This is a genomic window from Trujillonella endophytica (assembly GCF_900110555.1).
GTDB lineage: Bacteria > Actinomycetota > Actinomycetes > Mycobacteriales > Geodermatophilaceae > Trujillonella > Trujillonella endophytica.
This window is the reverse complement of record NZ_FOEE01000017.1, coordinates 41,117-59,806: the sequence shown is the minus strand read 5'-3', so window position 1 is coordinate 59,806 and position 18,690 is coordinate 41,117. Positions and strand designations below refer to the sequence as shown.

17 protein-coding genes and 1 pseudogene are annotated in these 18,690 nt (G+C 72.3%); all 18 read right to left on the bottom strand.

What is annotated here, in order from left to right; genetic code table 11:
- Positions 1-47: 47 nt before the first annotated feature.
- Complete coding sequence (locus BMY88_RS20570; RefSeq protein ID WP_091948252.1) at positions 48-860, bottom strand: mycofactocin-coupled SDR family oxidoreductase; 813 nt, start codon at positions 858-860, stop codon at positions 48-50.
- A gap of 130 nt (positions 861-990) precedes the next feature.
- Positions 991-2,205, bottom strand: a complete 1,215-nt coding sequence (locus BMY88_RS20565) for an NAD(P)/FAD-dependent oxidoreductase (protein ID WP_091948249.1) — start codon at positions 2,203-2,205, stop codon at positions 991-993.
- A 12-nt stretch (positions 2,206-2,217) separates the two neighbouring features.
- On the bottom strand, positions 2,218-2,751 hold the full coding sequence (locus BMY88_RS20560; protein ID WP_211435753.1) for a DoxX family protein: 534 nt from the start codon (positions 2,749-2,751) through the stop codon (positions 2,218-2,220).
- Between the two features lie 136 nt (positions 2,752-2,887).
- Entirely contained in the window at positions 2,888-3,196 is a 309-nt protein-coding gene (locus tag BMY88_RS20555) for a hypothetical protein (RefSeq protein WP_091948246.1), read from the bottom strand.
- Between the two features lie 111 nt (positions 3,197-3,307).
- Positions 3,308-4,759, bottom strand: coding sequence for an NAD-dependent succinate-semialdehyde dehydrogenase (locus tag BMY88_RS20550; RefSeq protein ID WP_091948244.1), 1,452 nt, complete (start codon positions 4,757-4,759; stop codon positions 3,308-3,310).
- A gap of 111 nt (positions 4,760-4,870) precedes the next feature.
- The gene (locus tag BMY88_RS20545; RefSeq protein WP_091948240.1) at positions 4,871-6,532 is read right to left on the bottom strand and encodes a thiolase C-terminal domain-containing protein; all 1,662 of its coding nucleotides are present in this window, start codon (positions 6,530-6,532) and stop codon (positions 4,871-4,873) included.
- A gap of 81 nt (positions 6,533-6,613) precedes the next feature.
- Positions 6,614-6,943, bottom strand: coding sequence for a ferredoxin (gene fdxA, locus BMY88_RS20540; protein ID WP_091948237.1), 330 nt, complete (start codon positions 6,941-6,943; stop codon positions 6,614-6,616).
- A 136-nt stretch (positions 6,944-7,079) separates the two neighbouring features.
- Entirely contained in the window at positions 7,080-8,459 is a 1,380-nt protein-coding gene (locus tag BMY88_RS20535) for a cytochrome P450 (RefSeq protein WP_091948234.1), read from the bottom strand.
- Positions 8,460-8,616: 157 nt separating this feature from the next.
- A complete protein-coding gene (locus BMY88_RS20530; RefSeq protein WP_091948231.1) occupies positions 8,617-10,002 on the bottom strand; it encodes a cytochrome P450 in 1,386 nt (461 codons plus the stop codon).
- 25 nt (positions 10,003-10,027) lie between these two features.
- Positions 10,028-10,222: a ferredoxin gene (locus BMY88_RS20525; protein ID WP_091948355.1), complete on the bottom strand. Its 195-nt coding sequence runs from the start codon at positions 10,220-10,222 to the stop codon at positions 10,028-10,030.
- Between the two features lie 19 nt (positions 10,223-10,241).
- Positions 10,242-11,102 (bottom strand): mycofactocin-coupled SDR family oxidoreductase, encoded by an 861-nt coding sequence (locus BMY88_RS20520; RefSeq protein ID WP_091948228.1) that lies wholly within the window; start codon positions 11,100-11,102, stop codon positions 10,242-10,244.
- A gap of 33 nt (positions 11,103-11,135) precedes the next feature.
- The gene (locus tag BMY88_RS20515; protein WP_091948224.1) at positions 11,136-12,599 is read right to left on the bottom strand and encodes an aldehyde dehydrogenase family protein; all 1,464 of its coding nucleotides are present in this window, start codon (positions 12,597-12,599) and stop codon (positions 11,136-11,138) included.
- Between the two features lie 62 nt (positions 12,600-12,661).
- On the bottom strand, positions 12,662-13,036 hold the full coding sequence (locus BMY88_RS24880) for an NAD-binding protein (protein WP_428978326.1): 375 nt from the start codon (positions 13,034-13,036) through the stop codon (positions 12,662-12,664).
- Positions 13,037-13,522: pseudogene (locus BMY88_RS24875) on the bottom strand (NAD(P)-dependent oxidoreductase); the annotation flags it as partial.
- Between the two features lie 28 nt (positions 13,523-13,550).
- The gene (locus BMY88_RS20505) at positions 13,551-14,678 is read right to left on the bottom strand and encodes an amidohydrolase family protein (protein ID WP_091948219.1); all 1,128 of its coding nucleotides are present in this window, start codon (positions 14,676-14,678) and stop codon (positions 13,551-13,553) included.
- 78 nt (positions 14,679-14,756) lie between these two features.
- Positions 14,757-15,608, bottom strand: a complete 852-nt coding sequence (locus BMY88_RS20500) for an NAD(P)-dependent oxidoreductase (RefSeq protein WP_211435752.1) — start codon at positions 15,606-15,608, stop codon at positions 14,757-14,759.
- On the bottom strand, positions 15,605-16,831 hold the full coding sequence (locus BMY88_RS20495; RefSeq protein ID WP_211435751.1) for a CaiB/BaiF CoA transferase family protein: 1,227 nt from the start codon (positions 16,829-16,831) through the stop codon (positions 15,605-15,607). Before BMY88_RS20495 ends, BMY88_RS20500 begins: the two co-directional genes overlap by 4 nt.
- Positions 16,832-17,159: 328 nt before the next feature.
- Complete coding sequence (locus BMY88_RS20490) at positions 17,160-18,659, bottom strand: class I adenylate-forming enzyme family protein (RefSeq protein ID WP_091948214.1); 1,500 nt, start codon at positions 18,657-18,659, stop codon at positions 17,160-17,162.
- Positions 18,660-18,690 lie beyond the last annotated feature (31 nt).

The window sequence follows — 18,690 nt, the reverse complement described above, 5'->3', positions numbered from 1 at the left end:
CCCCGGTGCGTCCAGCGCCCGGGGCCGTTCGTGCGTCCTGCGCCGGATCAGCGCAGCAGCGTGCCCAGGTCGACCGGCAGCTGGACGCCGGTCATGTGGTGGGAGTCGTCGGAGGCGAGGAAGGCGACCACGGCCGCGATGTCCTCCGGCTGCGAGATGGGGTCGGGCAGGGTCTGCATGAAGATCGGCCCGAGGGTGGCGGCGTTCTCCACGATGAGCTCGCCCATCCGCCCGGGCTGCATCCCGGTCGCGACGCCGTGCGGGTGGATCGTGTTGACCCGGATGTTGTACTGCCCGAGCTCGACGGCCATGGACTTCGCCATGCCGACGACGCCGTGCTTGCTGGCCGCGTAGTGGGCCAGGAACGGGTGCCCGCGCAGCCCGGCGACCGAGCTGGTGATGATGATCGACCCGCCGGTGCCCTGCTCGATCAGCGTCGGGATGGTGGCCTTCATCGTGTAGAAGGTGCCGGTCAGGTTGACGTCGATGGTCTCCTGCCACTGCTCGACCGGGATCTCCCACGACCAGTTGCCCGAGCAGATGCCGGCGTTGGCCACCACCACGTCGAGCCGGCCGAACTCCTCCACGCCGTCCTTCACCAGCGCCTGCAGCGCCGCGAAGTCCCGGATGTCGGCCTTGCGGGCCAGGATCCGCCGGTCCTGCGCCTCGACCAGCTTCACGGTCTCGGCCAGGTCCTCCTCGGTCGGACCGGCGTAGTCGGTGGTCCCGGCGGTGACGCAGTTGTCCAGGGCGATGATGTCGGCGCCCTCGGCGGCCAGCCGGACGGCCTCCGCCCGGCCCTGGCCACGGGCCGCGCCCGTGATGAGCGCGACCTTGCCGGCGAGCCTGTTCGCGGTCATGCAGATCTCCTGTCGTGGAGGCTCCGGCGGACGGTCCGGTCGGAGTACGTGCTGAGACGGCACGCTCGCCGCGGGCCCGGAGGTCGGGGCCCGCGGCGAGCGTGCGCGTCGGGTGGAGCGGTGGGTCCGGTCAGCCGCCGACCGCGGACCCGGCGTCGGACTGGGCCAGGACGGCGTCCCGGGCGGCCCCCTCGGCGATCATCGCGCGGTAGCGCACCAGCTTGGCCGGCGCGCCGAAGCCGACGACCCCGACCAGCACGCCACCGGCGAAGTAGCCGACGACGGTGCCCTTCACGGGACCGCCGTCCATCCCCGTGCCGTGCAGCTGGGCGACCTCGTCGGCGAGGTCGGTGCGCCCGAAGGTCTGCACCTTCATGCCGAACTGGTCGGACCACACGTACGGCACCGTGGCGGCGGGCGGCTCTGTGCCGAGGATGTCGCTGGCCACGATGGAGGACTGGTCCACCGTCGTGGTCCAGTGCTCGTTGCGGTGGTGGCGGCCCCGGGACTCGTCCCACCAGGAGGCGATGTCCCCGAGGGCCCACACCCCGCTGGTGCCGACGACCCGTCCGGAGGCGTCGCAGGCGACCCCGTTCGTCGTGTCGAAGCCCGACGACGCCAGCCAGTCCACGTCCGGCAGCGACCCGATGCCGACCAGCACCAGGTCCGCGCCGAGGGTCGACCCGTCGGAGAGCTCGACCGTGCGCTCGTCCACGAAGCGGGTGATCCGCGTGTCGCAGCGCAGGTCGATGCCGCCCTCGGTGAACAGGCGGGCGGCCAGCGCGCCGACCTCACGCCCGAGCGCCCGCTCGACCGGAACGGGGAGCGCCTCGAGCACGGTCACCTGCACCCCGCGGGCGTGGGCCGCGCAGGCGACCTCGGCACCGATGAAGCCGGCGCCCACGATGAGCAGCGACGACAGCGAGTCGAAGGCCCCGCGCAGGGCGATCGCGTCGTCGAGCGTCCGCAGGGTGACGACCCCGGCCGGCTGCCCGGGAAGGGTGCGCGCGGTGACGCCGGTCGCCAGGACGACGACGTCGCCGCTCACCGCGGTGCCGTCCTCGAGCTGCACGGTGGTGCCGTCGAGGCCGACGGCGCGCTTGCCGAAGACCGTGGTGACGTCGAGCTCGGCCAGCCCCTCGAGGTCCCGGAACGTGGCCTTGGCCGGCTCCCAGGTGCCGTTGAGGATCTGCTTGGACAGCGGCGGCCGGTCGTAGGGCGGGTGCACCTCGGCGCCGATGAGGGTGATGCGCCCGGTGTGGCCGCGGGAACGCAGCTGCTCGACGGTCCGCAGACCGCCCAGCCCCGCACCGACGACGACGACGTGCTCCGGGATCTGGCTCACGGTGTCCTCCGCTCAGCCCGCGACGGGCTTCGGCGCCGGCTTGGTCCAGAAGGTGGCCAGCTGGGCCGCCGCGCCGCCGAGGCCGAGGCCCGCGACGAACAGCGCGGCCCGCGGGCCGGAGAACCGGTCGGTGCCCAGGGCGCGGTCCACGCTCCAGCCGCCGGGGCCCAGCGCCGCCAGCGCGACCGAGGCGACCGAGAGGTTGGCGACGTACTCCCAGCCCTCGGCGTTGATGAAGAAGCCGTTGGGGATGTGCACCGACCGCGCGGCGACGGCGAGGGTGCCGACGACCGCGGACGCCGCGAGCGGGGTGGCCGCACCCGCGATCAGCGCGGCACCGGACCCGATCTCCACGACGGCGCTGGTCCGTGCCTGCAGCATCGGCTGCTTGAAGCCGATGGAGCCGAACCAGCCGGCGGTTCCCTTGAGCGAGCGGCCGTGCTTCACGCCGTGGGCGATCATGGTGCCGCCCACCGCGGTGCGCAGCAGGAACCGGGCCACGCCGACGCCCGAGCTGCCCGTGTCTGTCCGTGCCTTCCGGGCCACCGGACTCTCCCTTCTGGGGGCCGACCGCCGCCGGCGGCCGACCGTGAACTCTCGTGGGGTGCGCCGGATCCCCCGGCGCCGTGCGCCGAGGGATCCGCTGCCGGGGGCGGGGCCGCGCGGCCCCGCCCCCTGGCGGTCAGTCCGAGGCGGGCAGCGGCTGGGCGCTCTTCTGCGCCAGCTGCGTGCCGTTCACGGCGACGGCGTAGTCGCCGGGCTTCACGCACAGCAGCTCGAGGCCCAGGGCCTCGTCCGCGTAGCGCTTGCCCATGAGGACGCCGTTGCCGGCCTCGCCCTCCGCGGTGGCACCGGCGGCCGCGGTCTCCCCCGGCGCGGTCATCGGCGCGCCACCACAGGTCACGTCCACGTCGCCCTCCGGCGCCCGCACGACCACCAGCGACGTCGCGTCGACCGCACTGGTCAGCGTCTGTCCGACCTTGAGCTTCATATCCACTCCTCGTTCGATGTGTACGACTGTCCCGGCGGCGGACTCGCGGTCGGCGCCGCCGGGCGACGTCCAGGACGCCGGTCTGTGTCCCTGGGTTCCCAGGGTGCCCCTTCAGGGGACGACGAGCCCCACGAGCTTGACGTCGAGGTACTCGTCGATGCCCTCGGCCCCGCCCTCGCGGCCGAGGCCACTGGCCCCGACCCCGCCGAAGGGCGCGGCCGCGGCCGTCGGATTGATGTCGTTGACGCCGACGATGCCGAAGCGCAGCGCCTCCGACACCCGGACCGCACGGCCGAGGTCGTTGGTGTAGACGTACGAGGCCAGCCCGTACTCGGTGTCGTTCGCCCGCTGCAGGACCTCGTCCTCGTCGTCGAACGGGATGAGCGCCGCGACCGGGCCGAAGGTCTCCTCGCGGTAGATGACCATCGACTCGTCGACGTCGGCGACCACGGTCGGGGCGAAGAACCGGCCGGCGGCCAGATCGCCCTCGGCCAGCCGGCCGCCGCCCGAGAGAAGGCGCGCGCCCTTGCCGACGGCGTCGTCGACCTGCCGCTCGACCTTCGCCACCGCGGCCTCGTCGACCAGGGGGCCGATGCCCACGCCGGGCTCGGTGCCGGCGCCGACCTTGAGCGTGGCCACGCGGTCCACGAGGGCGGCGGCGAAGGTGTCGAAGATGCCGCGCTGCACGTAGATGCGGTTCGGGCTGATGCACGCCTGACCGGTGTTGAGGAACTTCACCAGTGCGGCGCCCTTGGCCGCGTGCACCGGGTCGGCGTCGTCGAACACGATCATCGGGGCGTGGCCGCCGAGCTCCATGGAGACGCGCTTCATGGTCGCCGCGGCGCGGGCGGCGAGCGCCTTCCCCACCTCGGTGGAGCCGGTGAAGGTCAGCTTGCGCACCACCGGCGAGTCCAGCAGGCGGTCGCCGACGGACTCCGGACGGTTCGTCGTCACCAGGTTCGCGACGCCGGCAGGCAGGCCCGCCTCGGCGAGGATCTCGAAGACGGCGACGGCGCACAGCGGGGTCTGCTCGGCCGGCTTGAGCACGATCGTGCAGCCGGCGGCGACCGCGGGGGCGACCTTCCGCGTGATCATCGAGATCGGGTAGTTCCACGGCGTTATGCCCGCGACCACGCCGACGGGCTGGCGCAGCACCGACAGCCGCTGCTCGGGGCGGGACGACGGGATGGTGCTGCCGTAGACCCGCTTGGCCTCCTCGGCGAACCAGCTGAGGAAGTCCGCGGCGTAGCGCACCTCGTTGCGGGCCGCCTTGAGCGGCTTGCCCTGCTCGGCGGTCATCAGCGCGGCGAGCTCCTCCGCCCGCTCGGTCATCAGGCGGTGGGCCGTCCAGAGCACCTCGGCGCGCTGGTAGGCCGTGGTGCGGCTCCACGAGACGAACGCCGCGTCGGCCGCGGCGATCGCGCGGTCGGTCTCGGCCGCGCCCGCGTCCGCGGCCCGGCCGATCACCCGCCCGTTGCTGGGGTCGGTGACGTCGAACGTCCGCCCGTCGTCGGCCGGGAGCCACTTCCCGTCGATGAAGAGCGTCTCCCCGTCGTCCGCCATGCCACCCATCCATGTTTCTAAAGGCATCACAACATCAGGCAGCATACGGCCGCCCGCGCCTCGGGTCGAGGGTGTCCCCGGGCCGCCGGGCGGCCCGGGGACACCGTCGGCTCAGGAGTCCGTACGCAGCAGCAGCACGCCGCTGGGCGTCAGACCGCCGCTGCTGACCACCGCGGTGCGGGCGCCGTGGACCTGCCGGTCGCCGGCCTCCTTGCGCAGCTGCAGGACCGCCTCCTGGACCAGGCCCATCCCGTGGGTGCGGCCGTGCGACAGCTGACCGCCGTTGGTGTTCAGCGGGAGGACGCCGTCCCGGGCGATGTTCTTGCCGCCGTCGAGGAAGTCCTTCGCCTCGCCGACGCCGCAGAAACCGAGCCCCTCCAGCCACGACAGGCAGTTGAAGCTGAAGCCGTCGTAGAGCAAAGCGACGTCGACGTCGTCGGGGCGCAGGTCCGTGCGGGTCCACATGTGCGCCGCCGGGCCGAACACCTGGGGCTCGTGGGTGGAGGTGCTCTGGTCCCACTCCATCCGCTCGATGAGCTGCGTGCCGACGGCCTCGATGCGCACCGGCGGCTTGGCCAGGTCACCGACCGCGTCGGCGGCGGACACGATCACCGCGATGGACCCGTCGATGGGCACGTCGTTGTCGTAGAGCCCGAACGGCGTCGTGACCATGCGGGCACCCAGGTAGTCGTCCATCGTCATCGGGTCGCGGTAGACGGCGGTGGGGTTGAGCGCGGCGTTGGCGCGCTGGTTGAGCGCGATCCAGCCGAGCGTCTCGCGGGTGGCGCCGTACTTGTGCATGTACCGGTTCGCGGTCTGGGCGAGCAGGTGCGCCGCCGAGGTCGCGCCGAACGGCATCCCCCAGCCCATGTCCCCGCCGATGCGCATGCGGCCGCCACCGCCGAAGTAGCCCTGCCGCGCGAGGGTCTCCTGGCTGGACTGCCACAGCGTCCGGAAGCACAGCACGTGCCGGGCCAGCCCGGCCGAGACGGCGAGCATCGCCGCGATGACCGACCCGCCCGGGCCGAAGGTCTCGCCGCCGCCGTTGTACCAGGTGGGGCGGATGCGCAGCGCCGCCTCGAGGGCGGTCACGCCGCCCTCGCTGAAGCCGCTCTCCACCCCGCCGCCCGGGTAGGTGGACAGGCCGTCGATGTCGGCCATGGTGAGACCGGCGTCGGCCACCGCCGCCTGGCAGGCGTCGACGGTCAGCGACAGCGGGTCGACCATCTGCCGGCGGCCGACCTTCGAGGCACCGACCCCGGAGAGGACGGCGTCGTCCTCGAACTTGCGGGTGCCGAGCCGGGGGCGGACCAGCGTCCGGATCCGCTCGACGGGCTCTTCGTCCTCGGGCAGCGGCGCCGGCTCGGCCGGCTGCTGCGCCGACGGCCGGAACAGCGGCAGCCAGACGTCGTCGACCTGTTCGAAGACGACCTCCATGGCCATGCCGAGGCGCAGCGTGTCCGGCTCGGCCTCCACGACCCGGGTCGTCAGCTTGACGCGGGGGTCCTCCTCGAGCGCCACCTGGGCGACGGCGAACGGGTTGGTCACGCCCGGGAAGGGGAAGTGGTGGTTGATCGTGAACCCGAAGAGCGTGCCGCGACCGGAGAGCTCGCGGACGGCGAGGTCACGGCTCCCGCACAGGTGACAGATCGGCTTGCTCGGGTGGATCAGCGCGTCGCAGGACGAGCAGCCCTGGACGCGCAGCTTCCCGTCGGCACCCGACGTCCAGTACCACTCGGTCCACGGCAGGACCAACGGCAGGGGCTGGGTCACGTGTCCTTCTCTCGGGTCGTGGCGCCGCGTCGGCGGGGCGCCGGGGTGTGGCTGGGGAGAACGGTCGGCGGAGCGGGGAGGTCAGTCCTCGGCCGGCCGCTGCGGGAGGGCGGTGACCTCGGCCGGGTCGGGCACGGTCCCCTTCGGCAGGTTCGCCGTCCCACCCGGGGAGCCGACGCCGGCGAAGAAGGCGGCGTTGAGGGCGGTGTACCCGGCCCACTCCTCGGGCAGGTCGTCCTCGTAGAAGATGGCCTCCACGGGGCACACCTGCACGCAGGCACCGCAGTCGACGCACTCCTCGGGCTGGATGAAGGCCATCCGGCCGCCCTCGTAGATGCAGTCGACCGGGCAGGCGTCCACGCAGGAACGGTCGAGGACGTCGACGCAGGGCTCGGCGATCACGTAGGTCATGGGAGTTGCTCCAACAGGTCGGTACCGGTTCGGGGTCGTCATGCCGGTGCCGGGGGCTCGGGCTCCAGCCCGTGCCCCCGGCACCACTCTCGCCCCCTGCTCCCCGCCACGGTCGACGGGGGGCAGGGGGCCGTGTTCAGGTGGTGAGCTGCGCCCGATCCTTGCGGACCGTGATCGGCTCGGCGAGACGCTGCTCGTCGACGATCCGCTGCAGGCGGGCGATGGTCTCCTGCAGCCCCGGGCCGAGGCGGCGCCCGGGGGTGAACGTGGCCGGCAGGTGCTGCATGCCGTTGATCACCTGCGTCGTCTCGTAGTGGACGGCGCCGGCGGGGTCGCACACGAAGTCGGGCAGCCGGTCCAGCACGGCCTGCAGCATGGTCTTGAACGCCGCGCGGGCGACGTTGGAGCCGATGCAGCGGTGGACGCCGAGGCCGAAGCTGGCGTGCCGGTTGCCCGTGCGGTCGAGCCTGACCGAGTGCGGGTCCTCGAAGACCGTCTCGTCACGGTTGGCCATCGCCCACGACAGCCAGAGCCGGTCGCCCTCCTGCAGGTGGACGCCGTGGATCTCGACGTCCTGGGAGACGGTGCGGCCGTCGCCCTGCGCCGGGGTGTAGAAGCGCAGGAACTCCTCGGTGGCGCTGTCGCGCAGGGTGTCCCACTCGCTGATCAGCCGCTCGCGCTGGTCGGGGTGCTCCGACAGCCACTCGAGGGCGTGGGCGGTGAGCGCCGTGGTGGTGTCGAAACCGCCGCCGATGAGGAGCATGGCGATCCCGACGATCTCCATGTCGTCCTTCTCGTGGTCACCCACGTCGGCACGGATGACGGCGTCCAGCAGCCCCGGCTTCGGGTCGGTCTTCAGCTCCTGGATGCTCTGGAACATCCGCATGCCCATCGTGATCCCGAGCTCGCGCACCCGCGGGTAGTCCAGCGAGTGGATCGGCGTGTAGACGCCGGCGTGCGCGGGCTCGCAGTAGATGACCCAGTCCTCCAGCGGCAGCCCGAGCAGGGCCATCGTGAAGACCGCGGGGACGATGTTGGCCAGGTCGTCGACGAAGTCGATCCGGCCGGTCTCGATCACCTCGTCGAGGGCCGCGCGGGTGATCTCGTCGAGCACCGGCTGCCAGCGCGCGACCGCGGCCGGCGAGAGGTAGGCGTTGAGCGCGTTGCGGTAGTAGCGCTGGACCGGCGGGTCCATCTCGAGGAACCCGCCGATCATGCCGCCGCGGGCCTCCTTGGGGCCGGCGGGGATGCTGATCCCGTCGTAGCCGCGGCGCCGGTTGAAGATGTCGGCGTCGTTGGAGAGGGCGTCCGCGCGGCGGGCCACGTCGAACAGCTCCGTGTTGCCGTTGACGAACCAGTAGCCGCCGTGGGTGTCGTTCCACGCGATCGGCGCCTCGGCGTGCAGGCGGTCGACCCACCGCACGAACTCGGTGCGGTACTCCGGTCCGTGGCGGTCGAGCTCGATGCGCAGCCGCGCGCGGTCGGCCTCGGGGGCCAGGGCGTCGTCGACGGTCATGCCGTTCTCCCCTTGCGGTGGTGCGGGCCCGACGTCGTCGGTTCCGCGGTGAGGGATCGGGGTGGGCGCGGCGCGGTGGCCACGCCCGGTCCTGCGACGGCACAGGAGCCGGGCCGGGACGTCTGGCGCCCCGGCCCGGCCCCCGCGCGTAGCGCGCTCAGGCGAGCCGGGCGCGGTCCTTGCGGACCGTGATCGGCTCGGCGAGCCCCTGCTCGTCGACGATCGTCTGGAGCCTGTCGATCGTCTCCTCCAGCCCCGGGCCGAGGCGCTTGCCCGGGGTGAAGGTGGCGGGCAGGTGCCGCATGCCGTTGATGACCTGGGTGGTCTCGTAGTGCACGGTCCCCGCCGGGTCGCACACGAAGTCGGGCATGCGGTCCAGGACCGCCTTCGTCATCGTCTTGAACCCCGCGCGGGCGACGTTCGAGCCGATGCACCGGTGGATGCCGAGGCCGAAGCTGGCATGCCGGTTGCCCGTGCGGTCCAGCTTGATCTCGTGCGGATCGGCGAACACCTGCTCGTCCCGGTTGGCCATGGCCCAGGACAGCCAGAGCCGGTCGCCCTCGTGGAACCGGACGCCGTCGATCTCCACGTCCGCCGAGACCGTGCGGCCGTCGCCCTGCGCCGGGGTGTAGAAGCGCAGGAACTCCTCGGTGGCGCTGTCGCGGAGGGCGTCCCACTCGCGGTGCAGCCGCTCGCGCTGGTCGGGGTGCTCCCCCAGCCACTCGAGCGAGTGCGCCGTCAGCGCGGTGGTGGTGTCGAACCCACCGCCGACGAGGAGCATGACGACACCGACGATCTCCATGTCGTCCTCGGGGCCCTCCCCGCCCAGGTCCGCGTTGATGATCGCGTCGATCAGACCGGGACGGGGGGTGGCCCTGAGTTCCTGCAGGCGCCCGAACAGCGACATCCCCATGTCCATCGCCATCTTCATCACCCGCGGGTAGTCCGGGGAGTGCTGCGGCGTGTACACCGTGGCGTGGGCCGGCTCGTTGTAGACGACCCAGTCCCGCAGCGGCAGCCCCAGCAGGGCCATGGTGAGGACCGCGGGCACGATGTTGGCCAGGTCCTCGACGAAGTCGATCCGGCCGCTCTCGATCTTCTCGTCGATCGCGGCGCGGGTGATCTCGTCGAGCACCGGCTGCCACCGTGCCACCGCCGCCGGCGACAGGTAGGGGTTCAGGGCGTTGCGGTAGTACCGCTGGCGCGGCGGGTCCATCTCCAGGAACCCGCCGATGGTGCCGCTGCTCTCCGGCGGCGGGGGCACGTTGATGCCCTTGTACCCCCGCCGCCGGTTGTGGATGTCGTGATCGTTCGACAGCACGTCGGACCGGCGGGCGACGTCGAACAGCTCCTGGTTGCCGTTGACGAACCAGTAACCGCCGTGCGTGTCGTTCCACGCGATGCGCGGACCCGCGTGCAACCGCTGCGCCCAGTCCACGAACTCGGTCCGGTACTCCGGGCCGTGCCGGTCCAGGACGATGCGACGTCCCTCCTTGCGCGACTCGTCGTCGACGCGCGGAGCGGTCGTCTCGTCGATGCTCATCTCGGTCCTCCCGTGTGCCCCGCCGTCACTCCGAGAGGACGATTGCCTGCTCGGGACAGGAGCGGGCCGCCTCGCGGGCGAGCTCCTCCTGGCCGGCGGGGACGTCCTCGGTGATGGCCGACGCGTGGCCGTCCTCGTCGCTCAGGACGAAGAGGTTGGGCGCGGTCATGGCGCACAGGGTGTGTCCCTGGCAGATGTTCGGGTCGACGCGGACCTTCATCTGGGTGCTCCTCAGCGTCTCAGACATGGAAGTCGTGGAACTTCAGGTAGGAACCGGCATCCACCCGCAGCTGGAGACCGGTGACGTAGCGGGACTCGTCCGAGGCGAGGAAGAGCACCGCGTTGCTGATGTCGATGGGCTCGACGTACGGGATGGGCAGCAGCTGCTGGGCCGGGAAGGCCAGCAGGGCGTCCTCGCGGGTCGGGTTCTCCATGTCCGGGCGGAAGGCCCGGTACATGGGGGCGCTGTTGAGCATGTTCGTGTTGCAGTTGGTCGGGTGCACCACGTTGGCCCGGATCATGCGGGGCGCGACGTTGCGGGCGATCTCGTGGATGAACTCCGACAGCTGCAGCTTGGCGTAGCTGTAGCCGGCGCCGCCGGGGTTCTCCCCCGCCTGCGCGATGCCCGCGCCGGTCATGAACGCCGCGGCCGACCCGGTAGCGATGATCGAGGCGCCGTCGGGGAGGTGCGGCAGGGCCGCGTGGACGGCGTTGACGACACCGAGGAAGTTGGTGTCGACCACGTCGGTCCAGGCCTGCAGCTTCGGCTCGCCGCCCAGCGGCATGATGCCCGCGTTGGCGACGACGATGTCGACCTTGCCGAGCTCCGCGATGCCCTGCTCGAGGGCCGCGGCCAGCTGGCTGCGCTCCCGGACGTCGGCCTCGACGGTGACGATCCGCCGGTCGTGGGCCTCGACCAGGCGCGCGGTCTCCTTCAGGTCGTCGGGCGAGGAGAGCGCGTACTCGTTGGTCGCGATGTCCTTGCAGATGTCGACCGCGATGATGTCGGCGCCCTCCTCCGCCAGGCGGACGGCGTGGCTGCGACCCTGGCCGCGGGCGGCACCGGTGACGAAGGCGACCTTGCCCTCAACTCTTCCCACTGGATGTCCTCTCTGTTCTTCTCGAGCCCGCGGTCAGTCGGCCGCGGGGAAGGCGATGGTCTTGACCTCGAGGAAGTCCTCGAGCCCCTCGTTGCCCCACTCACGGCCGAGGCCGCTCTGCTTGTAGCCACCGAAGGGGGACTGGACGTCGAACCACTGGGCGCCGTTGACCCCGACCGTGCCGGTCCGGAGCCGGCGGGCGATCCGCATGGCCCGCGCGGTGTCGGCGCTGAAGACGGCGCCCGACAGGCCGAACAGTGTGTTGTCGGCGATCCGGATGGCGTCCTCCTCGTCGTCGTAGGGCAGCACGACGAGGACCGGCCCGAAGATCTCCTCCTGCGCCACGGTGGACTTGGGGTCCACGTCGGCGATGAGGGTCGGGGGCACGTAGTAGCCCTTCTCGCGGTCCAGCGGCTCGCCACCGTAGGCGATGCGGCCGCCCTCGTCACGCGCCGACTGGATGTAGCGCAGGATGCCGTCCCGCTGGCGGGCGTTCACGACCGGGCCCATGACGGTGCCGGGCTCGGTCGGGTCGCCCCACGGGACGTGCGGCATGACGGCCGCGGCGATCGCGATGGCCTCCTCGTACCGGGCACGCGGCACCAGCATGCGGGTCAGCTGGGCGCACCCCTGACCGGCGTGGGCGCAGACGCCACCGGCGAGCCCCGGGATGATCGCCTGGAAGTCGGCGTCCTCCAGCAGGATCGCGGCAGACTTGCCGCCCAGCTCCAGGGTGACGCGCTTGATCGTCCCGGAGGCGGCGGCCATGACCTTGCGGCCGGTCGCGGTGGAACCCGTGAGGGTCACCTGGTCGACGTCGGGGTGCGTCGCCAGGATCTCGGCGACCGAGTTGTCGCTGGTGGTCACCACGTTGAGGACACCGGCCGGGATGTCGGTGTGGGCCGCGGCGATGGCGCCGATGGCCAGCGCGCTCCACGGGGTGTCGGGGGCGGGCTTGAGCACCACGGTGCAGCCGGCCGCCAGGGCGCCCGCGATCTTCGCGATGTTGAGGTAGAAGGGATAGTTCCACGGCGTGATGGCCGCGACCACGCCCGCCGCCTCGCGGCGGATCACCCGGTCGACGCGGGAGCCCATGAGCTCCTTGGTCGGCACCGTGCGCTCGAACTCGAAGCTCTCGAGCAGGTCGATGTAGTGGTCGAAGAAGCCGATCGGCGCCTCGAGCTGGATGCCCTGGGTCAGCATGACCGGCGAACCGGTCTCCGCGACGACGAGACCGCGCAGGGTCTCGACCTCGGCGCGCAGGGCGTCGCGAAGCTGGGTGAGGCAGCGCCGGCGGAGCTCGACGTCGGTCGACCAGTCGGTCGTGTCGAAGGCCCGGCGCGCGGCGCCGATGGCCCGCTCGACGTCGGTGGCGTCGGCGTCCGGGACGGAGCCGACGACCTCCTCGGTCGCCGGGTTGATGTTGTCGAAGGTCCTGCCCGTGCCGGCGGGCACGAGCTCGCCGTCGATGAGCATCCGGTCCACGGCGAACGCCATGTGGGTCTCCTCTTCACTGAGGTGTCGCGGCGACTGCACGCGACAGGGGGGTCGGACGGTGGTCAGGCGCTCGCGTCGGCGAGCAGGAGCGCGCGGTGTTCGGGCAGGAGCAGGTCGGCGAGGACCTGGTGCGGGCCCTCCATGACCCCGAGGTCGACGCCGAGCTGGGCGGCGACCTGCTTGACGACGGCGATGTCCTTGCCGACGAACTCGCCCACCGCCTTGCCGAAGGTGGCGATGGAGCCGGCGTTGGCCGCCCCGCCGAGGGCCATGCTGTTGCCGCTGCCGTTGGTGATGCCGCGCAGCACGGCGCCCTCGTCCAGGCCGAGCTCGCCGGCGAGCCGGACGGCCTCGGCGATGACGCCGATGTTGGCGGCGAAGACGGCGTTGTTGAGGAGCTTGACCTGCTGCCCGGCGCCGGTGGTGCCCAGGTGCACGATCGGGTCGCCGTAGGCCGACAGCACGGGTCGCGCCCGCTCCAGGCCCGCCTCGGTGGCACCGGTGTACAGGGTCACCGCGCCGGCCTCGATGTTGTGCGGGCCACCGCTGATGGGCGCGTCGACGACCTCGATGTCCTTGGCCCGGGCGCGCTCGGCGATCGCGGTCGCCGTCAGCGGGCTGCCCGTGGTGTGGATGACCAGCAACGTGCCGGGCTCCATCGCGTCGATGAGGTCGCCGTCGAGGGCGATCTCCTTGACCTGGGTGTCGCTGTAGGGGCACAGCAGGACCGCCTGCGCGCCCTCGGCCAGGGTCGCGACGTCGTCGACCGGGATGGCGCCGGCGGCGGCCACGGCCTCGCGCGCCGCCTCGGAACGGTCGAGCACGTGCACCTGGTGACCGGCGGCGACGAGCCGGCCGATCATGGGCCGGCCGATGCGTCCGGCGCCGATGAATCCCAGCTTCACGTGGTGCTCCTCGAGGTCTGTGCAGGGGTGGGGCGGGGGGTCGTGGTCACGCGGCGAACCGGAAGAGGCGGCGGGCGTTGCCCTCCGCGATCAGCCGGGCCTCGGCGTCGGGGACGTCGACGAGCTGCTCGCCCAGCACCTTGCGGGTGTGCGGCCAGTTCGAGTCGGCGTGCGGGTAGTCGCCGGAGAAGAGGATCTGCTCGACCCCGATCGCGTACCGCTGGTCCAGGCCCGCCTGGTCGGAGGTGAAGCAGCCGTACACGTGGTCGCGGAACAGCTCCGAGGGGCGGCGCTCGGCGTCGACGTCGCACCAGAAACGGTGCCGCTCCCAGGAGTAGTCGGCGCGCTCGAGGACGTAGGGCATCCAGCCGATCCCTGCCTGGGAGAACACCACGCGCAGGCCGGGGAACCGGTGGAACACCGGCGACATCAGCAGCTCGACGCAGGCGACGACGGAGTTCACCCCGAACAGCGCGATCGTGACCAGGGCGTCGGAGTCGCGCGCGACGCCCTGCGGGGCGCCGCTGGAGCTGAAGTGGAGGGAGACCGGCAGCTCGGCCTCCTCGCAGGCGCGCAGCAGCGGGTCCCAGTGGCTGGAGTTGTAGGACGGCAGCCCGAGCCGGTGCGGCGCCTCGAGCAGGCTCACCGAGCGGGCGCCGAGCGCCGCGGTCCGGTGCACCTCGGCGACCGCCGCGCGCACGTCCCAGAAGGGGACCAGCACGAGCGGGATCTGCCGGTCGGGCGCCGCGTCGCACCACTCGTCGAGGACGAAGTCGTTGTAGGCGCGGACGCACGCCGTCGCCAGCTCGTGGTCCCGGGCGCGGAAGAACGTGCTGCCCGCCGGGCCGCCGAACGTGGGGAAGCACAGCTGGGCCCACACGCCCTCGGCGTCCATGTCGGCGATCCGCGCGCCGATGTCGTGGCAGCCGGGCCGCATGTCGCGGTAGCCCAGCGGATCCACGCCGAACTCCCGCGGGTCCTTGCCGGCGACGACGTCGAGACCGAAGTCCGTCACCGGCTCCCCCTCGAACACCCAGGTGTCCCGCCCGCCGGGCCCGCGCTCGATCTGCGGCGCGGCCTCCCGGTGACGCAGGGGGAGCCGGTCCAGCCACACACGGGGGTGCTCGACGACGTGGTCGTCGACGGAGACGACCTTCGCGTCGTCGGGCAACATGTCAGTCCTCCGCGTGGGGACGGGTCGAGGACGCCGGCCGGGCGGACCCGGCCGGCGCCCTCCGCGCAGGTGCGCAGGTCACCGCTGGCAGCCCATGGAGGACAGGGCGGCGTCCGCGGCGGTCAGGACGGTGCCGGGCTCGGCGCCGGCGGCCGTCGCCAGGTCGACGACGAGCCGCGCGTCCTTCTGCAGCAGCGGGCCCGCCATGGCACCCATCGGGCCGAGCACGAAGTCCGGCCCGCGCAGCACGTTGACCGCGAAGCTGTTGCCGCTGCCGTGGCTGAGCACGGTGCTCAGCTGCTCCGGGTCGACCGAGAGCGACCGCGCCAGGGCGTAGGCGCTCTCCAGGACCCCGAGGTTGGCGGTCAGCATCAGGTTGTTGATCAGCTTCGCGCGCTGGCCGGCGCCCACCGGGCCGAGGTGGACGATCGGGTTGGCGTAGGTCTCGAAGACGGGACGGACCCGCTCCAGCGTCTCGGCGTCCCCCCCGACCATGACCAGCAGGCGCTTGGCCTCGGCACCCGGGCCACCACCGCTGACCGGGGCGTCGATGAGGGTGATCCCCTTGGCCGCCGCCTGCTCGGCCAGCCGCTGGCAGGTCTCCGGGTGCACGGTGCTGTGGATGGCGATGACGCCGCCGGGGGCCATCGCCGACAGCAGCCCCTCGGGCCCGGCGACGACCTCCTCCACGCCCTCGTCGTTCAGCACGCACACGCACGCGATGTCCACGCGCGCCGCGAGGTCCGCCGGGGACGAGGCGTACTCGGCGGCGGTGTCGGCGTAGGCGTCGAGCGTCTCCTGCCGGCGGGCCCACAGGACCGTCGCGACGCCGTCCTCGACGATGCGGCGGGCCATCGGACCGCCCTGGCTGCCCAGGCCGATGAAGCCGACCCGGTCCGTCGTCGGCGGGGTGGGGGTCGTCCCGCTCACGTGACGGCGCCGGCGATCTTCAGCTGGATGGCCTCTTCGTCGGAGAGCCCCAGCTCGGCGAGGATCTCGTCGGTGTGCTCGGCGAAGAGCGGGCCGCGCGCGAGCTTCGGCGCCTCCCGGTTGAAGTGCACCGGGTTGGTGATCAGCTTGCGGGGGTTGCCCTCGGCGTCGGTGACGTCGGCGATGTTGCCGGTCGCCACCAGCTGGGGGTCGGTGCCCACCTCGTAGGTGTTCTGCACGACCGCCCACTGGCCCTCCATCGCCGTGAAGGCGGGGAGCCACTCGTCCTTGGTCTTCTCCGCGATGATCTCGGCGACGATCTCGGCGGCGACCTTGGAGTTCTGCATCAGCTTCTCGGCCGAGTCGAACCGCTCGTCGGTCGCCAGGTCGGGCCGCCCGACCTTGGCGACGAAGTCGGGCCAGTACCGGCCCGGCTGCAGCATGACCAGGGACAGGTAGCGGCCGTCCTTGGTCTTGTACGTGCCGGTCAGCGGATTGGTGATGTTGCCCGCCTTGGGGTCGAACTTCGGCAGCGGACCACCGGCCATCAGCGCGAGGCCGATGTTCATCTGGCCGGCCCATGCGCCGACGCCCAGCAGGGAGATGTCGACGGTCGCGGCCTCACCGGTCCGCTCACGGGCGAAGAGCGCGGCCGAGATGCCGCCGGCGATCGTCATGCCGCCGATGTTGTCGCCGTAGGCGCCACCGGGCTGCTGGACCAGGCCCTCGTAGTCGAGCGGGGTGGCGGTGTCGGCGCCGCCGGCACGCGACCAGAAGGCCGTGCCGTCGTAGCCGCCCTTCTCCGCCTCGGGACCGGCGTAGCCGAAGGCCGAGCCGACCGCGTAGATGATCTTCGGGTTGATCGCCCGGACGTCCTCGACCTCGATGCCCAGCTTCCGGCGCGCCTCGGGCAGGAAGTTGGTGAGGAAGACGTCGCTGCTCTTGATCAGGTCCTCGAGCACGCGGCGCGCCTCGGGCTTCTCCAGGGAGAGACCCAGGCTGCGCTTGCCGCGGTTGGGGCCGTCCATGATCGGCGCGAAGCTGTTCTTGCCCGTGACGTCGTGACCGAGGGCCTTCACCAGGCCTCGCTGCGCGTCACCCTTCTCGGCGTGCTCGATCTTGATGACATCGGCACCCCAGTCCGCCAGCACAGCGCCGGCGGACGGCACGAAGGTGAACTGGGCGACCTCGAGGACCCGGACGCCCTCCATCGGCTTCAACACGCGATGCAACCTCAGCTTCTCGACAGGGGGAACCACACGGCACGATGCGGCCGGCTGGTCAGGAGAGTCGGGACGCCCGCCCGGACCCGCGAGGGCCGCGCGCGTTCGTGCAGGTCATGGAGACCTCCCTCACGCCTGAGTCGATCCGGAGTATATCCATCGAAGTGTCGAACTCAAGGGCCGGATGCGTTCTGGCTCACAGCGTGGCGGCGGGGGCCCGGCGAGCCTTCCCGGAACGCCGAACGGCCGGTCGAGGACCCCCTCGCGGGGGGCCCGACCGGCCGGTCGGCGGTTGGTCCGACCCCCGGGCTGACGGGGGTCGGGCGGGTCAGGCGGGCTGCGCGCTGGGCTGGGTCACGAGCGCCACGAGCTCGCGCCGGACCACCTTGCCGGTGGGGGTCGTCGGGAACTCCTCGACGAAGACCACCCGGTCGGGGGTCTTCGAGCCGCGCAGCCGCTCGCGGACCCACTGCCGCACCTCGTCCTCGGTCGCCTGCGCGTCGGGACGCAGCTGCACGAAGGCGCCGATGACCTGGCCCCACTCGACGTCGGGCACGCCCGCGACGACCGCCTCGAGTACCGCCGGGTGCCGGCCGAGGACGTCCTCGATCTCGGCCGGGGCGATGTTCTCGCCGCCGCGGATGATCGTGTCGTCCGAACGGCCGCGGACGAAGATGAACCCGGCGTCGTCGACGTAGCCGCGGTCCCGGGTCGGGAACCAGCCGTCGGACTGCACCTTGCTGCCCTGCTCGAGGTACTCCCCCGCGACCTGCGGGCCCCGGACGACGATGTCGCCGACCACGCCGGGCGCGCACACGGTGCCCTCGTCGTCGTGCACCTCGATCTCCACCGAGGGCAGGGCGCGGCCCACCGAACCCAGCCGGGCGCGCACGGCGGGGTCCTCGGACGCGACGGCCTCGCGGTGGTCGTCGGGGCCGAGGACGGCGATCGACGACGCGGTCTCGGTCAGGCCGTAGGCGTTGACGAAGCCCGTCGCGGGGAACAGCTGCAGGGCCCGCTCGATGACCTCCGCGGCGATCTTGGCGCCACCGTAGGACACCGAGCGCAGCGACGCCGGACCCTCGGTCCCCCGCGTCTCGAGCTCGGCGACGATGCGCGAGAGCATCGTCGGCACGACCATGGCATGGGTGATGCCCTGCTTCTCCACGACGTCCAGCCACTCGCCCGGGCTGAAGACGTCGAGGTAGACCACCCGCCGGCCGGCGTACAGGTTGGACAGGCAGTTGGCCACCGCCGCGATGTGGTAAGGCGGGACGCTGACCAGCGTCGCGTCCGTCTCCTCGACCGAGGCGAACTCCACCGAGCCGAAGAGGTAGGCCGTCAGGTTGCTGTGCCGCAGCACGGCGCTCTTGGGCGCCGCCGTGGTGCCACTGGTCATCAGCAGGACGGCGACCGACTCGGACTCGATCTCGTACGCCTGCAGCGGCGCGGCGTCGACGGCCGGCAGCGAGGCGAACTCCGCGATGCCGATGGTGCGCGAGCCCGGGACCCGCTCGGGGGTGTCGGTCACGACCAGCGGCGCGGTCTGCCGGCTCATGATCTCGCCGAGCTGCTCCTCGCCGAGGCGGTAGTTCAGCGGGAGGAACGGCACGCCCGCGAGCGTCGCGGCGAACAGCGCCACGGGGAACCCGGAGCCGTTGGGGCCGAGGTAGACGAGGCGGTCGGCACCGAGGGAGGCCACGTGCGCGGCGCCGGCGGAGGCCTTGGCCCGCAGCGTGGCCCCGGTGAGGCCGTCCTCCTTGTTGCCGATGAGGACACGGTCGGCCATCCCGTCGGCGACCATGTCGAGGATCATCGCGAGGTTCATTCGGAACTCCGGGTGTTGGTGGTCGGGGCGG

Coding starts and splice junctions, on each gene's coding strand:
- BMY88_RS20570 (WP_091948252.1), bottom strand. CDS start 860: ATGACCGCGAACAGGCTCGCCGGCAAGGTCGCGCTCATCACGGGCGCG.
- BMY88_RS20555 (WP_091948246.1), bottom strand. CDS start 3,196: ATGAAGCTCAAGGTCGGACAGACGCTGACCAGTGCGGTCGACGCGACG.
- BMY88_RS20550 (WP_091948244.1), bottom strand. CDS start 4,759: ATGGCGGACGACGGGGAGACGCTCTTCATCGACGGGAAGTGGCTCCCG.
- fdxA (WP_091948237.1), bottom strand. CDS start 6,943: ATGACCTACGTGATCGCCGAGCCCTGCGTCGACGTCCTCGACCGTTCC.
- BMY88_RS20535 (WP_091948234.1), bottom strand. CDS start 8,459: ATGACCGTCGACGACGCCCTGGCCCCCGAGGCCGACCGCGCGCGGCTG.
- BMY88_RS20530 (WP_091948231.1), bottom strand. CDS start 10,002: ATGAGCATCGACGAGACGACCGCTCCGCGCGTCGACGACGAGTCGCGC.
- BMY88_RS20525 (WP_091948355.1), bottom strand. CDS start 10,222: ATGAAGGTCCGCGTCGACCCGAACATCTGCCAGGGACACACCCTGTGC.
- BMY88_RS20515 (WP_091948224.1), bottom strand. CDS start 12,599: ATGGCGTTCGCCGTGGACCGGATGCTCATCGACGGCGAGCTCGTGCCC.
- BMY88_RS20505 (WP_091948219.1), bottom strand. CDS start 14,678: ATGTTGCCCGACGACGCGAAGGTCGTCTCCGTCGACGACCACGTCGTC.
- BMY88_RS20490 (WP_091948214.1), bottom strand. CDS start 18,659: ATGAACCTCGCGATGATCCTCGACATGGTCGCCGACGGGATGGCCGAC.